Source organism: Polaromonas sp. P1_E1_2 (assembly GCF_056406035.1).
Genome location: NZ_JBFUAZ010000046.1, coordinates 1 through 13,945, shown reverse-complemented (window position 1 = coordinate 13,945; position 13,945 = coordinate 1). Strand labels below are relative to the sequence as shown.

At 64.2% G+C, this 13,945-nt stretch carries 14 protein-coding genes and 1 pseudogene; 3 read left to right on the top strand and 12 right to left on the bottom strand.

What is annotated here, in order from left to right; translation table 11 throughout:
* From AC1D1P_RS04525 to tsaB, 3 genes and pseudogenes are all read right to left on the bottom strand, one after another.
* Window positions 1-313, bottom strand: a pseudogene (locus AC1D1P_RS04525) (hypothetical protein); the annotation flags it as partial.
* Complete coding sequence (gene rimI, locus AC1D1P_RS04520; RefSeq protein ID WP_477672210.1) at window positions 310-789, bottom strand: ribosomal protein S18-alanine N-acetyltransferase; 480 nt, start codon at window positions 787-789, stop codon at window positions 310-312. The gene rimI and the pseudogene AC1D1P_RS04525, both read right to left, overlap by 4 nt.
* Entirely contained in the window at window positions 786-1,541 is a 756-nt protein-coding gene (tsaB, locus tag AC1D1P_RS04515; protein WP_477672209.1) for a tRNA (adenosine(37)-N6)-threonylcarbamoyltransferase complex dimerization subunit type 1 TsaB, read from the bottom strand. The genes rimI and tsaB overlap by 4 nt, the downstream gene beginning before the upstream one ends.
* 176 nt (window positions 1,542-1,717) lie before the next feature.
* On the opposite strand from tsaB, the gene dacB reads away from it, so the two are divergent.
* Together dacB and AC1D1P_RS04505 are read left to right on the top strand one after the other, a co-directional pair.
* Window positions 1,718-3,223, top strand: a complete 1,506-nt coding sequence (gene dacB / locus AC1D1P_RS04510) for a D-alanyl-D-alanine carboxypeptidase/D-alanyl-D-alanine endopeptidase (RefSeq protein WP_477672208.1) — start codon at window positions 1,718-1,720, stop codon at window positions 3,221-3,223.
* Entirely contained in the window at window positions 3,220-3,483 is a 264-nt protein-coding gene (locus AC1D1P_RS04505; RefSeq protein ID WP_457282398.1) for a SemiSWEET transporter, read from the top strand. The genes dacB and AC1D1P_RS04505 overlap by 4 nt, the downstream gene beginning before the upstream one ends.
* A gap of 196 nt (window positions 3,484-3,679) precedes the next feature.
* On the opposite strand, the gene AC1D1P_RS04500 is transcribed toward AC1D1P_RS04505, so the two are convergent.
* The 3 genes from AC1D1P_RS04500 to purE are packed head-to-tail and all read right to left on the bottom strand — an operon-like array spanning window position 3,680 to window position 6,449.
* Window positions 3,680-4,675, bottom strand: coding sequence for an L-threonylcarbamoyladenylate synthase (locus tag AC1D1P_RS04500; protein WP_477670638.1), 996 nt, complete (start codon window positions 4,673-4,675; stop codon window positions 3,680-3,682).
* Window positions 4,675-5,943: a 5-(carboxyamino)imidazole ribonucleotide synthase gene (locus AC1D1P_RS04495; protein WP_477672207.1), complete on the bottom strand. Its 1,269-nt coding sequence runs from the start codon at window positions 5,941-5,943 to the stop codon at window positions 4,675-4,677. The genes AC1D1P_RS04500 and AC1D1P_RS04495 overlap by 1 nt, the downstream gene beginning before the upstream one ends.
* Complete coding sequence (gene purE, locus AC1D1P_RS04490; RefSeq protein ID WP_457282402.1) at window positions 5,940-6,449, bottom strand: 5-(carboxyamino)imidazole ribonucleotide mutase; 510 nt, start codon at window positions 6,447-6,449, stop codon at window positions 5,940-5,942. The genes AC1D1P_RS04495 and purE overlap by 4 nt, the downstream gene beginning before the upstream one ends.
* Before the next feature lie 159 nt (window positions 6,450-6,608).
* On the opposite strand from purE, the gene trxA reads away from it, so the two are divergent.
* Window positions 6,609-7,508, top strand: a complete 900-nt coding sequence (gene trxA, locus AC1D1P_RS04485; RefSeq protein WP_477672206.1) for a thioredoxin — start codon at window positions 6,609-6,611, stop codon at window positions 7,506-7,508.
* Window positions 7,509-7,511: 3 nt separating this feature from the next.
* On the opposite strand, the gene AC1D1P_RS04480 is transcribed toward trxA, so the two are convergent.
* The 6 genes from AC1D1P_RS04480 to AC1D1P_RS04455 form a co-directional block, all read right to left on the bottom strand.
* Window positions 7,512-7,901, bottom strand: coding sequence for a hypothetical protein (locus tag AC1D1P_RS04480; RefSeq protein WP_457282404.1), 390 nt, complete (start codon window positions 7,899-7,901; stop codon window positions 7,512-7,514).
* Between the two features lie 28 nt (window positions 7,902-7,929).
* Window positions 7,930-8,841 (bottom strand): phosphoribosylaminoimidazolesuccinocarboxamide synthase, encoded by a 912-nt coding sequence (locus AC1D1P_RS04475; RefSeq protein ID WP_477670635.1) that lies wholly within the window; start codon window positions 8,839-8,841, stop codon window positions 7,930-7,932.
* A 13-nt stretch (window positions 8,842-8,854) separates the two neighbouring features.
* Entirely contained in the window at window positions 8,855-9,451 is a 597-nt protein-coding gene (locus AC1D1P_RS04470; protein ID WP_477672205.1) for a hypothetical protein, read from the bottom strand.
* 193 nt (window positions 9,452-9,644) lie between these two features.
* On the bottom strand, window positions 9,645-10,709 hold the full coding sequence (gene fba / locus AC1D1P_RS04465) for a class II fructose-bisphosphate aldolase (RefSeq protein WP_477670633.1): 1,065 nt from the start codon (window positions 10,707-10,709) through the stop codon (window positions 9,645-9,647).
* Between the two features lie 424 nt (window positions 10,710-11,133).
* Entirely contained in the window at window positions 11,134-12,567 is a 1,434-nt protein-coding gene (gene pyk, locus AC1D1P_RS04460) for a pyruvate kinase (RefSeq protein WP_477670751.1), read from the bottom strand.
* A gap of 180 nt (window positions 12,568-12,747) precedes the next feature.
* Window positions 12,748-13,941: a phosphoglycerate kinase gene (locus AC1D1P_RS04455; protein ID WP_477672211.1), complete on the bottom strand. Its 1,194-nt coding sequence runs from the start codon at window positions 13,939-13,941 to the stop codon at window positions 12,748-12,750.
* Window positions 13,942-13,945 lie beyond the last annotated feature (4 nt).

Here is a 13,945-nt window from a genome sequence, read left to right as displayed (position 1 = left end):
ACAGGGCTTGCGCGTTGCCCATGCGCCACGCTGCCGTCGTGCCGGGTGCAGCGGTTTCGCGCGCTTCGGCCAGCGGGCGAACCGGCGCCTGCACGGGCCGCACGGGCGGCGCAACCTCACGCGGCGTAGCGGACGTGGAAGGTGCACTGACTTTTTGATCAAATTCACTTGCAGGCGTTACTGACTGTGCGCCAGCAGCTACCAAATCAGTAGCAACGGCAGCTTCAGCAGGCGCAGCAGCGACCGGCAACCACACGCGTACACCCATTTCGCGCAGCATGGCGCGCTGGCGTTTGTCGAGGTCCAGGCTCATAGCGCCAGGCTCATGACGACCGCATCTTCGCGCGTGGAAGCGCCGTCCGGGTAGTAGTTGCGGCGCGTGCCGACATGGCGAAAGCCGTAGCGTTCATAGATGGCCTTGGCCCGCACATTGCTCACGCGCACTTCCAGCCACAGCCACTGCGCGCCCTCTCCGCGCGACCAGAGGGCCAGCGCATCCAGCATGATGCGGGCCCAGCCCTGGCGCTGGTGTTCGGGGGCCACGGTGATGTTGAGCAGGTGTACTTCGTCAACGYCCTTCATGGCCACAAAATAGCCCAGCAGCACGGCGGCGGGCGCATTGCCGGCGGTGAGCAGTTGCGCCTGGTAGCCGGCGTTGAGCGAATCGTTGAAATTGCCGTGCGTCCAGGGGTGGTCGTACGCGGTTTTTTCCACGCGCACCACCTCATCCAGCCATGCAGTTGTCATGGCTTCGAACTGGGCTTCGAGGGGCTTGAGGATGGCGTTCATGAAAGGGGTGGAGCGGCGGCCAGCTTGGCGGCCTTGACCTGGTCGCGCTCTTCGGTGGTCAGCGCTACTTTATCGCGAACGTAGAGCGGCAGGGCGAGGTCGGCGCTGACGCACAGCCCGGCAGCAGCCAGCTGCGGCGCCAGGCGCAGCATGGCGGTGGCGGTGGGCAGGGCCTCGGCCTGCGCAAATGCCGCAAGGCTGTCCGGCAACCGCCCGGCGTATACCGCAAAAACATTGCCCGCGAACAAACCGGCCGCAGTGTCAGGCACCAGGTTTTCAGGCCGGACCAGCCCGCATTCGCCGAGCGCCCGGCAGTGCCCGCCGCTGAACTCAAAACCCTGCACATACATTTCGTCCATGCGCGCATCCAGCAGCGCGGTGACGCGCAGGGTCGCATCGCCATCACCCTGCTGCTGAAAGCGCGCTTCTTCGGCCACAGCCATCAGCGTGTCGACAGGCAGCACGGGAATGCCGGCGCCCTGGTTGGCGCCCAGCGCCAGGCCTTGCGCCACCGCGCAGGCCGTGCGCAGGCCGGTAAAGGAGCCGGGGCCGCGCCCGAAGGCGATGGCATCCAGCTCGCCCAGCGCCAGGCCAGCCTCGGCCAGCAGCGCCAGGATGGCGGGGATCAGCGTGGTGGAAGCCTGCGCGCCGCCCGGGCCGTTGTGCTGCCAGACACGCGCACCGTCGGTCAGCGCCACGGACATGCGGTCGGTGCTGGTGTCAAAAGCGAGGAATTTCACAAGTTCAGGCATTAAATCGGGCTCCGGCCTTTATATATCGGGCGCAAGCAGCTATTAAATTCATAGCAATCTGCGGGTACCCGGAGGCTGCGGCGGATGGGTAGGCACTGATTATCCGCGCCAATGGCCGGCCACCCCGGCGCCCACCGGCAATGCCTTGCAGAACGCTCAACCGCGATAATCCCCGCATGACCCACGACTTGCTGCGCCCGCGCACGACACACACTGTTGCGCTGGCTGCCCTGGCGGCCATGGCAGCCCTGGCCGCAAGCCCCGGCCTGGCACAAACCGCACGCCTGCCGGCCCCGATTGAAAAAGCCCTGTCGCGCGCCAGGGTACCGCGCGATGCGGTGTCCATGCTGGTGGTGGAAGCCAGCAGCGGCAAACCGGTGCCGCGCCTGAGCTGGCGCGCCGATGTGCCGATGAACCCTGCCTCCGTCATGAAACTGGTGACCACGTATTCGGCGCTCGACGCGCTGGGCCGCGACTTCACCTGGAAGACGAAGGTGATACTGGACGGCAGCACCTCGGGCGGCCTGCTCAACGGCAACATGGTGGTGCAGGGCGGCGGCGACCCCAAGCTGGTCGTTGAACGCCTGCAGGCCCTGCTGGCCGAGGTGCAGGCCGGCGGGGCGCGGGCGATCCGCGGCGACATCGTGCTGGACCGCAGCGCCTTCAGCGTGCCGCCCACCGATCCGGGCGAATTTGACGGCGAGCCGCTGCGCCCCTACAACGCCCGGCCCGATGCGCTGCTGATCAATTTCAAAACCATCGTGATGACCTTCACGCCGGACCTGCCCAACGGCCGCGCGCTGGTGCGCTATGAGCCGCCGCTGGCAGGTGTGCAGGTGGGCGCGAGCGTGCCGATCGTACGTGTGGCGCGCTGTGGCGACTGGCGCAGCGAGCTGCGCGCCAGTGTTGAAAATCCCGTCAACATCGAATTCCTGGGTACCTATTCTTCGGCCTGCGGCGAAAAGGTGTGGCCCAGCGCCTATGCCGACCCYGTGAGCTTTGCGGCACGCGCCATCGAAGGGTCGTGGCGCCAGCTGGGCGGCCTGCTGACGGGAACGGTGCGCGACGCCACGCCGGCCGAGCTGGCCATGCTGCGCAGGACCGGCACCCTCTCGGGCGAAAAGGCCGCAGTGCGGTTTGAATACCAGTCGCCGCCACTGCTGGAAATGGTGCGCGACGTCAACAAATACTCCAACAACATCATGGCCCAGCACCTCTTTTTGACACTCGGGCTTTGGGCCGGCCTGGGCCAGCCCAAGGCCGGCACGCTTGAATCTGCGCGCGCAGCGCTCACCGCCTGGTGGCGCAAAAGCCTGCCCGGCAGCACGCCCCCGGTGATGGACAACGGCTCGGGCCTGAGCCGCGATGAACGCATCAGCGCCGCCAGCCTGTCGGCCCTGCTGCAGCACGCCGCAAAAAGCCCTTTTGCCGCTGATCTCGCCGATTCGCTGCCRGTGGCCGGCACCGACGCCACCATGCGCGAACGCGCCAGGCCGGTGGCCGGACTGGCTTTCGTCAAGACCGGCTCGCTGCGGGACGTGACCGCGGTTGCCGGTTATGCCAATGGCGACAGCGGCGCACGCTACATCGTGGTGGGGCTGATCAACCACCCGAACGCGCCCGCTGCGCGCCCGGCACTGGACGCCATGCTGGAATGGGCCGTCAAGGAGGGCAAGCGATGAACGCCACAGACATCGTGGGCTTTCTGGCAGCCGTGCTGACCACGGCGAGCTTTGCGCCGCAGGCCTGGCTGACCTTTCGCAGCCGCGATGTCAGCGGCATTTCACTGGCGATGTACAGCGCCTTTACCGTTGGCGTGGCACTCTGGCTGGCCTACGGCGTGCTGGCGGGCGCCTGGCCCATCGTGCTGGCGAACGCCGTCACGCTGGGGCTGGCGCTGGCCATTCTGGTGATGAAGCTGGTGTACGGGCGCGGTGACTGAATAGCCCGATGCCATACACGCCCCGCGCGGCAGGCACGGATGCTTCGTCGAAGTGCCTGCAAGTTATCCCTGCCGCCTGTGGACAAGGCTGTTGATGGCGGCGGGACTTGTGGACGAAAACACCGCTTGGCGCGGCATTGCGCCACAATGCCCGAAATTTGGGCAAACACCTTAGCGGCCTCCCGGGAAGGGCGCCTCAGCTCGCGGCAGCCCGCTGCAGCCGGTCGCGCACACCGTCCCACCCGGCATCGGCCGGCGGGTTTTCAATCCAGATCAGCTTGACGCCTTTGGTATCAAAGTCGCGCAACACGGCAAACAGTTGCTGTGCGGTGGCCAGTGCATCGTCGGGCATGCGGCGGTACAACACCTTGTCGGACTTGATGCGCACGATGCTGCGCGCGAAGACGGCGATGTGGGCCGCGTCGGCGCCCAGCAAATCGAGTGCGGTTTGTATGGGGCCGGCGTCCATCAGGCGCACCTTGGCGTCGGGCGCGTAGTGCGCTTCCAGCGTGCCGGAAGCACGTGGCGCATCGCCTGCGCCCAGGGCTTGCTGCTCAAATTCGTCCTTGCCCAGTACGGCTTCGCCGCATGCTGCTTCCAGTTGTGCGCGCGTGAGGATGCCGGGGCGCAGCAGCACGGGGCGCCCGCGCGTGCAGTCGACGATGCTGGACTCGATGCCGACATCACAGGGCCCGCCATCGAGCACCAGCAGGCTGTCGCCAAACTCTTGCTGCACGTGCTGCGCGGTGGTGGGGCTGACGCGGCCGAAACGGTTGGCGCTGGGGCCGGCCACGCCGGTGTCGCAAGCCTTCAGAAAAGCCAGCGCGACAGGGTGTGAGGGGCAGCGCAGGCCGATGGAATCCTGGCCGCCGGCCGCGGCCGCCGCCACGCCTTCCTTGCGCGGCAGGATCACGGTGAGCGGCCCGGGCCAGAAGGCTTTCATCAGGCGCGCGGCAAACGGCGGCACGCTGCTGGCGTAAGCGTCTACGTGTGCCGCATCGGCCACGTGCACGATGAGCGGATGGTCGGACGGTCGGCCCTTGGCTTCAAAAATTCCGGCGACGGCTTGATCGCTGGAAGCGTCGGCGCCCAGGCCGTACACCGTCTCCGTCGGGAAGCCCACCAGCCCGCCGGCCCGGATGCGGCGTGCGGCTTCAAGAATGGCCTCAGGGTCCGTACCGGGAAGAATCATCAGAGGGCGTCCAGGCCGGGCAGGCCCAGGATGGACGCAACCTGGCGTGCCGTGGCCTTGACTGAAGCGACGTCGGGGCCTGTGATGTTGAGATGGCCCATCTTGCGGCCGGTGCGGGCTTCGGTTTTGCCGTAGAGATGCAGGTGCGTGCCGGGCAGTGCCAGCACGGCCTGCCAGTCGGGCGTGCGCATCTTTCCGTGAGCGTCAAACCACACATCTCCCAGCAGGTTGAGCATGATGGCCGGTGAATGCTGGCGCGGCTGCGGCAGCGGCAGGCCGGCCATGGCATGCACCTGCAGGTCGAACTGCGACACGTCACAGGCGTCCATCGTGTAGTGGCCGCTGTTGTGCGGGCGTGGCGCCATTTCATTGACGATGAGCGCGCCATCGGCGCTGCCGTCGTCCACCAGGAAGAACTCGACGCAGAGCACGCCGACATAGTCAATGTGTTTTGCTATGGTTTTGGTAGCTGCTTGCGCACGACCAGCAAGCGCTGCAGGCATATTTCCTTCATAAGCTTGCGTCACCGCGAGGATGCCGTCGACATGCACATTCAGCTGGGGCGCAAAACTCACGACGCTGCCGTCCCAGCCGCGCGCCACGATGACCGAGCACTCGGCCTTGAGCGGCAGCATTTTTTCGAGCACACAGGGCACCTGCTTCAGGCCAGCCCAGGCGGTGGCCAGTTCGTCCGCATTCTTGACGCGGACCTGGCCCTTGCCGTCGTAGCCCATGCGCGCGGTCTTGAGGATGCCGGGCAGCAAGCCGGCCGGCACGGCCTTCAGCTGCCCGGCTGTTTCAATCACGGCGTAGGGTGCGCAGGTAACGCCGGCCAGCACGCCGGATTCAGCAGCGCTGGCGGTGAAGTGGGATTTTTCCTCGATGCGGTTTTGCGCGATGGCCACGGCGGCAGCGCCGGGTGCCACGGGCCGGCTGGCGGCCAGCGCCTGCAGCGCGCCGGCGGGCACGTTTTCAAATTCGGTGGTGACGGCGGCGCACAGTGCGGCCAGTTGGGTCAGCCCTTTTTCATCGCTGTAGCCGGCCTGGATGTGGTGATGGCTCACCAGGCCCGCGGGGCTTTGCGGATCGGGGTCCAGCACCGCCGTGAAATAACCCAGGCGCTGCGCGGCATGCACAAACATGCGGCCCAGCTGGCCGCCGCCCATCACGCCGAGGGTAGCGGGCTGGCTGGAGGCCGAGGCCGTGCCGGGAAAAATAGGCAACTCCGGCAGGCTGGAGGCGGCCCGGGAAGAGGTGGAGGCGGTCATGCGGGCGGCAACGTCATGGCGTGCGCGGCAGCGGTTTGCTCTGCACGGAAAGCCTGCAATTGGGCGGCCAGCGCCGGGTTGTGCAGGGCCAGCATGGCCACCGCGAACAGGGCTGCATTGGCTGCGCCGGCGTTGCCGATGGCAAAGGTGGCGACCGGAATGCCCTTGGGCATCTGCACGATGCTGTGCAGCGAGTCCACGCCCTGCAAATGCTTGCTGGCCACGGGAACGCCCAGCACCGGCACAGTGGTTTTGGCGGCCAGCATGCCGGGCAGGTGCGCTGCGCCGCCAGCGCCGGCAATGATGGCCTGCAAGCCGCGACCGCCGGCACCTTCGGCATAGGCAAACAGCTCGTCGGGCATACGGTGGGCCGACACCACCCGGGCTTCGTGCGCAATGCCGAATTGCGTCAGGATCTGCACGGCGTGCTGCATGGTCTCCCAGTCGCTGCTGGAGCCCATCACCACACCCACCAGGGGTTTTGCCGAATTGTTGCTTGTTGTCATGCGGGGACCTTCAAGGCCGGGTTGCAGGTTCTAACCCCATGATTTTAAGGGCAGGCCACCGCAAGGGCCGGGCCGTGCGTGCTACGCTCTTGCCTCTCAGGCGTCCAGCTGCGCCGACCCGGTTGAAAACCGGCCCCGATACCCCAACTCTGCCAGACCATGATCGACGTCACCATTGCCAACTTTGAAGCGGAAGTCGTTGCCGCATCCATKACCACGCCTGTGCTGATCGACTTCTGGGCGCCCTGGTGCGGCCCCTGCAAGTCGCTCGGGCCCATCCTTGAAAAAGTGGAAGTGGAATATGCCGGGCGCTTCAAGCTGGTCAAGATCGACTCCGACCAGGAGCAGCAACTGGGTGCCGCTTTCGGCATCCGGAGCATCCCCACCTGCATATTGATGATGAACGGCCAGCCGGTGGACGGTTTTGCCGGCGCCCTGCCCGAAGGCAAGGTCAAGGAATTTCTCGACAAGCATTTGCCGCCGGCTGAAGAGCAGCCCGAAGAGCAGGAACTCGCGCTCGAAGAAGAAAGCACGGACCCCACTGCCGTGCTGGAAAAACTCCAGCATGCCGTCGCCGCCAACCCGGCCGACGACAACGCCCGCTTTGACTATGTGAAGCTGCTGCTGCAGCTGGGCCGCGAAGACGACGCCAAGGTGGCGTTTGCGCCGGTGATCGCCCAGACCACGGTGGTGCGGCGTTTTGACTCGCTCAAGCGCTGGATGGATGCTATGGATTTTGTAGCTGCCGGCGCTTATGGAGTGGGCGCCGCAGCCGGTTTTGATGCAAAGATTACGGCCAACAAACGCGACTTCGAAGCACGTTTTGACAAAGCCCGCTGGCTCATGGCACAGCAGCGCTGGACCGAGGCGCTGGACGAGTTGCTGGAAATCCTGATGCGCGACAAGGCCTGGAGCGAAGACCTGGCCCGCAAGACCTACATCGCCGTGCTCGACGTCATGGAAGCGCCCAAGCCCAAGGTGGCTGATGGGCAAATCCCGCCGGAAGATGCGACCGTGGCGACGTACCGTCGGCGCCTCAGCAGCGTCGTCTTGAGCTAGGGCTTATTGGCCAAACAGCCAGCGCGTCAAGGCAAAAGCAAACCCGAACAGCGCGGCATAGCCTGCCACCTCAACGCTGAATTCACGGCGCGATTCGCGCCACGCACGAGCCCTTTCGACCAGCAGCCCCGCCAGCAAAGGGGCAAGCAGCAGATTGAGAATTTGCAGCCAGTGCAGGCGAATCGCCAGATGAGGCACCACCAGCACGGTGAGGAGGCCGGCGCCAACACCTGTAGCCACAGACCAGGCAGCTTCCTGCACGGGAGTGAGCTCATGGTCGCGTCCGTGCAGCTTGTACCAGGCCGCCTTGAAAACACCGCCAAAAAACTCACCGAAGAGCTGCAAAAACAGTTCACCGAAAAATTCGAACAGCAACTCGAGCAGGAACTCCATGGAGAGCGCCGGCGACTGCTGCCGTGCCTCAGGCCGTCAGGCGGGCCAAGGCTTCCTGGTACTTGGCAGCGGTCTTGGCAACCACATCGGCCGGCAGGTGCGGCGCAGGCGGGGTTTTGTCCCAGGGCTTGCCGTTGATGCGTACGCTTTCAAGCCAGTCGCGCACAAACTGCTTGTCGTAGCTGGGCGGGTTCTGGCCAGCCGCGTAGGCCGCTTCATAGCCTTCAATCGGCCAGTAGCGTGACGAATCCGGTGTCAGTACCTCGTCCATCAGCGTAAGCACGCCATTCTCATCAAGGCCGAATTCGAATTTGGTGTCGGCAATGATGATGCCCTTGGTCAAGGCGAAGGCGGCGGCGGTGCTATAGATCTCGATGCTGATCTTTTTAATCTGCGCGGCGAGTTCGGGGCCCACAACCTTGACGACCTGCTCGTAACTGATGTTTTCGTCGTGCTCGCCGGCTTCGGCTTTGGCGGCCGGTGTGAAGATGGGCTCGGGCAGTTTGCCGGCGTTCTTCAGGCCCGCGGGTAGCGGTACGCCGCAGACGGCCTGGCTCTCCTGGTATTCCTTCCAGCCGCTGCCGGCCAGGTAGCCGCGCACCACGGCTTCGACCGGGATGGGCTTGAGGCGCTTGACCAGCATGGAGCGGTTCACGACCTGCGGCACCTCGGCCGGCGTGACCACGCTTTCGGGCGTCTCGCCGGTCAAGTGGTTGGGGCAGATGTGGCCGAGCTTGCCAAACCAGAACAGCGCCATCTGCGTGAGCAGCGCGCCCTTGCCGGGAATCGGCTCACCCAGGATGACATCGAATGCACTCAGCCGGTCGCTGGCCACCATCAGCAGCCTGTCTTTACCCACGGCGTAGTTGTCGCGCACCTTGCCACGCGCGAGCAGGGGCAGGGAGGTCAGGGCGGAAGTATGGAGAGCAGGAACTGTCATCAATGGATCCATGTCAATTGAACCGGTGGCTCAGGAACGGCTTGGAGAATTGTGAGCCGTACTTGATGGAAGAAACGCTGGCAAGTGCCGGGTGCGAGAGCACGATGTCCGAGGGCGCCGCAGACCATTCGCCGGCGCGCTTGAATTCGGTCCAGTAGCTCAGGCTCGAAGGCGAGGAAGAAGCCGGCTCGATCCAGTATTTGCTGAGCTGCGCATTGCCATTGCTGAATTTGTAGATCACGCTGGCCGTGCCGGTGCGCGCGATGGCGGCTGCAATTTGCAGGTACCAGCCTTCGGAAACATCAGGCGGAACACCTGAAGGATTGATGGTCTTGTAGAAAGCTTCACCGGCCAGGATAGGGTGCTTACCCTCCGACTGTGCGATGCAGACGGCAGTGGATCCCGTCACGACAAGGTAGCCGGCATCGCGCTCATGGCCGTGGATCACTGTGGTTCCCCGCGGCAACGGAAGCTTCCAGTTACCCAGCACCGCCGTAGTGCTGCGCTCGGTCCAGGACGGCATGCAACGTTTCGCGGTGGCTCCAAAATTCTCGCGCGTCAGGGTCACGGTTTCGAACTGCCCGGACAACTGCATCTGGGCGTACGGCACGAAACCTGTTTTTTCGACGATCGGCCGCTGTGGCGCCGCACACGATGTGAGCAGCATGACAAACGGCACCAAAGCAGCCGCCCTAAGCGACACGAAGGAAAGTGGGAACACAGGCGCCCTCAAGTAAATGCCGCTTTTGCAGCCGGCCAACGCCGGCACTCGTTACGGATGCCTGTCGCGATAGCGTTGAAGTTTAATGCACGACCTGGGCGAGCTCGCCCTTGGCGTACTTGGCGGCCACGACCTGCAGGGCGTCACCCTTGATCTTGGCGCCCTGGCCTTCACAGCCGAATTCGATGTAGCGCTGCTTGCACAGGGCCTTGGCGGCTTCGCGGGCGGGCTTGAGCCACTCGCGGGCGTCGAATTTCTCGGGGTTTTCAGCCAGGAACTTGCGCACCGCGCCGGTCATGGCCAGGCGGATGTCGGTGTCGATGTTGATCTTGCGCACGCCGTGCTTGATGGCTTCCTGGATTTCCTCGACGGGCACGCCGTAGGTTTCCTTCATCTGGCCGCCGTACTGGCGAATGACAGTCAGCATTTCCTGCGGCACCGAGGACGAGCCGTGCATCACCAGGTGGGTGCTCGGGATGCGCTTGTGGATTTCCTTGATGCGGTCGATCGCCAGGATGTCGCCGGTGGGCTTGCGGGTGAATTTATAGGCGCCGTGGCTGGTGCCGATGGCAATCGCCAGCGCGTCAATTTGCGTGCGCTTGACGAAGTCGGCGGCCTGCTCGGGGTCGGTCAACAGCTGCTCGCGCGTCATGGTGGCGTCGGTGCCGTGGCCGTCTTCCTTGTCGCCCTTCATGGTCTCCAGCGAACCCAGGCAGCCGAGCTCACCTTCGACGGTAACTCCGTATTTGTGGGCCAGCTGCGAGACCTTCTTCGTCACCTCGACGTTGTATTCATAGCTGGCGATGGTCTTGCCGTCGGCTTCGAGCGAGCCGTCCATCATCACGGACGAAAAACCAAGGTCGATGGCGCCCTGGCAAACGGCAGGGTTCTGGCCGTGGTCCTGGTGCATGACCAGCGGGATGTTGGGATACATCTCGATAGCCGCCTCGATCAGGTGTTTGATGAAGGGTTCACCGGCGTACTTGCGGGCGCCTGCGCTGGCCTGCAGGATGACGGGCGCGCCGGTCTCTTTGGCCGCTTCCATCACGGCTTGCACCTGCTCAAGGTTGTTGACGTTAAAAGCCGGAATGCCGTAGCCGTTGACTGCCGCATGGTCCAGCAGCTCGCGCATAGAAACGAGTGCCATGTGTGATATCCCCAGAAGTTAGAAAAACACTGCCAAAAGGCGGGTTCCTCGCGAGGGCCGTGCGGCGTAAAAGCCGCCTGGAAACGCCCGTAACCACGAAGTAACCGAAGCCTTGATTCTAACGTTTACCCGAATAGGGTGGGATAACCGAACTTGTGTCTGAATGCATGCCGTAACTGCTTGTAAGCGTTGCCCACCCCCGTCCAGGCTCACTGCGTGTAGCCTGTTCCCCCTCAAGGGGGCGGCGCCTTGGGCCGGCGAAGCCGGACCCTTGGCCCCTGCTGGTGGAATACCCCGCTGGTTGCGCTCAAAGAACTCTTCAAGCCAGCATGAGCCGCGGGACTGGCTTTGCCAGACCGCAGGCGGGCGGCCCCCTCGGGGGGCAGGGAGCTACACGAAGTGAGCGACCGTGGGGGCCATATCTTTAAGCTACCCTGCAGATCTTCAGCATATTGGTGCCGCCCGGTGCGCCCATGGGTTCGCCGCAGGTGATGGCATAAATGTCACCGCTTTCGACGATGCCGCGTTTTTTCAGGTGCGCCTCGGCATCGCCGAGCGCGGTGTCGCGCTCGACACTCTGGTCCATCAGCAGCGGCCTGACATTGCGGTACAGCGCCATCTTGCGCTGGGTCGCCAGTTTGGGCGTCAGCGCGTAGATGGGGATATGGATACGGTGGCGGCTCATCCACAGCGCCGTAGAGCCCGAGTCGGTCAGCGCCACAATGGCTTTGCAACCCAGGTGGTGGGCCGTGAACAAGGCGCCCATGGCGATGGACTGGTCAATGCGGTCAAAGGTCATGCCGGTAAAGTCGGCGTCCAGTTTCACGTCCTCGGCTTTTTCGGCTTCGGCGCAGATGTTGGCCATCTCGACAATGGTCTCCAGCGGATAACGGCCGGCGGCGGTCTCGGCCGATGTCATGACGGCATCGGTGCCGTCGAGCACCGCGTTGGCCACGTCGCTGACCTCAGCGCGCGTGGGCACCGGGTTGGTGATCATGGACTCCATCATGTGGGTCGCGGTGATGACCACCTTGTCCAGCTCACGGGCCATGCGGATCATGCGTTTTTGCAGCGCCGGCACGGCCGCATTGCCGACCTCGATGGCCAGGTCGCCACGCGCGACCATGATGCCGTCGCTGGCCCTGCAGATGGCTTCCAGGTTCGGGATCGCTTCGGCACGCTCGATCTTGGCAATCAAGCCCGGCTTGTGGCGGTGCTCAGCACCGGCCACATTGCACAGCTGGCGCGCCATTTCCATGTCGCTGGCGTTCTGCGGAAAGCTCACCGCGACATAGTCGGCCTGGAAACTCATTGCGGTGCGAATGTCTTCCATGTCTTTGGCCGTCAGCGCCGGCGCCGTCAGACCGCCGCCCTGCTTATTGATGCCCTTGTTGTTGGACAACACGCCGCCGATTTTGACCGTCGCATGGACCTGCTCGCCCAAGACCCTGTCGACCGTCATGACGATCAGGCCGTCGTTGAGCAGCAGTGTGTCACCGGCCTTGACGTCGCGCGGCAGTTCCTTGTAGTCCAGGCCTACGCCGTTGATGTCACCAAGCTCGGTGCGGGACGCGTCGAGCACAAACTTCATGCCTTGCTCAAGCTGCACCTTGCCCTCGGCAAATTTGCCGACACGGATTTTCGGGCCCTGCAGGTCGGCCATGATGGCGACCTCGCGCCCGGCGCGGGTGGCGGCCTCTCGCACCAGCCTTGCACGATCGATGTGGTCTTGCGCCGTGCCGTGGCTGAAATTCAGCCGCACGCAGTTGACGCCAGCGCGAATCATCTGCTCCAGCAAGGCCGGATCGCTGGAGGCGGGGCCAAGGGTGGCAACGATTTTGGTGCCGCGGCGCTGCATCTTCATGTCTGTCTCCTGTAATTTAGTTTCTTATTTTTACACGAATGAGTTACGTGGCGGTTACCAAGCCATCGCCGCATCCGGGGTATTGGTCAGAAGCCGGAGGGGTGGCCCGCTGCATGCAACGTGTCGCGCCTTGAACCTGCAAACCGCGGTTTGCCGCATTTTGCAGGTAGCGCCTCAATGGCCCGCGCGCTTTTGCAGGATTTCAAAGGCCGGAAGCGTCTTGCCTTCCAGCACTTCCAGAAAAGCGCCGCCGCCGGTCGAGATGTAGTCGACCTGCTTTTCAATGCCGTATTTGGCAATGGCGGCCAGCGTGTCCCCGCCTCCGGCGATAGAGAACCCGCTGCTGTCCGCAACGGCGCGCGCAATGCCTTCGGTGCCTTTAGCGAACGCGTCAAACTCAAACACGCCGACCGGGCCGTTCCATACGATGGTGCCGGCCGCCTTGAGCTGCGCCGCAAGTCTCGCGGTGGTTTGCGGGCCGATATCAAGAATCAGGTCGTCATCGGCGACGTCAGTGGCCGCCTTGACGGTGGCCGGCGCGTCAGCGGCAAAGGTTTTGGCGGTGACAACGTCCGTCGGAATCGGCACCTCGGCGCCACGCGCCTTCATGGCGTCAATCACGGCTTTGGCTTCGGCCAGCAGGTCGGCTTCGGCCAGGCTTTTGCCGATTTTCAAACCGGCGGCCAGCATGAAGGTGTTGGCAATACCGCCGCCCACGATGAGCTGGTCAACATTGGCGGCGAGTGATTTGAGGATGGTGAGCTTGGTCGAGACCTTGCTGCCGGCCACGATGGCCACCAGCGGCCTGCGCGGGCTGGAAAGGGCTTTGGAGATGGCGTCCATCTCGGCGGCCAGCAGTGGGCCGGCGCTTGCCACGGGCGCGTACTGCGCAATGCCATAGGTGGAGGCTTCAGCGCGGTGCGCCGTGCCGAACGCATCGTGCACAAAAATATCGCAGAGCGCAGCCATCTTGCGCGCCAGCTCTTCGCTGTTTTTCTTCTCGCCCTTGTTGAGCCGGCAGTTCTCCAGCATCACCAGCTGGCCGGGTTTGACATCCACACCGTCCACCCAGCCGGAGGCCAGGGGAATGTCGCGCTTCATCAACTCGCCCATTCGTTTGGCCACAGGCGCCAGCGAATCGGCCGGCTTGAACTCACCCTCCACTGGCCGCCCGAGATGAGATGTCACCATGACCGCCGCGCCTGCGTCCAGGGCCATCTGGACGCAGGGAATCGAGGCGCGGATGCGCGTGTCTTCCGTGATGTTGCCGCTGTCATCCTGCGGCACGTTGAGGTCGGCACGGATGAACACGCGCTTGCCGGCAACTTTGCCGCTGGCGCACAGGTCGGAGAAACGGATGAAGTTCATTAAT

Coding starts and splice junctions, on each gene's coding strand:
- tsaB (WP_477672209.1), bottom strand. CDS start 1,541: ATGCCTGAACTTGTGAAATTCCTCGCTTTTGACACCAGCACCGACCGC.
- AC1D1P_RS04505 (WP_457282398.1), top strand. CDS start 3,220: ATGAACGCCACAGACATCGTGGGCTTTCTGGCAGCCGTGCTGACCACG.
- AC1D1P_RS04495 (WP_477672207.1), bottom strand. CDS start 5,943: ATGACCGCCTCCACCTCTTCCCGGGCCGCCTCCAGCCTGCCGGAGTTG.
- AC1D1P_RS04480 (WP_457282404.1), bottom strand. CDS start 7,901: ATGGAGTTCCTGCTCGAGTTGCTGTTCGAATTTTTCGGTGAACTGTTT.
- AC1D1P_RS04455 (WP_477672211.1), bottom strand. CDS start 13,941: ATGAACTTCATCCGTTTCTCCGACCTGTGCGCCAGCGGCAAAGTTGCC.
- purE (WP_457282402.1), bottom strand. CDS start 6,449: ATGACAACAAGCAACAATTCGGCAAAACCCCTGGTGGGTGTGGTGATG.
- fba (WP_477670633.1), bottom strand. CDS start 10,709: ATGGCACTCGTTTCTATGCGCGAGCTGCTGGACCATGCGGCAGTCAAC.
- AC1D1P_RS04500 (WP_477670638.1), bottom strand. CDS start 4,675: ATGATTCTTCCCGGTACGGACCCTGAGGCCATTCTTGAAGCCGCACGC.
- AC1D1P_RS04475 (WP_477670635.1), bottom strand. CDS start 8,841: ATGACAGTTCCTGCTCTCCATACTTCCGCCCTGACCTCCCTGCCCCTG.
- pyk (WP_477670751.1), bottom strand. CDS start 12,567: ATGCAGCGCCGCGGCACCAAAATCGTTGCCACCCTTGGCCCCGCCTCC.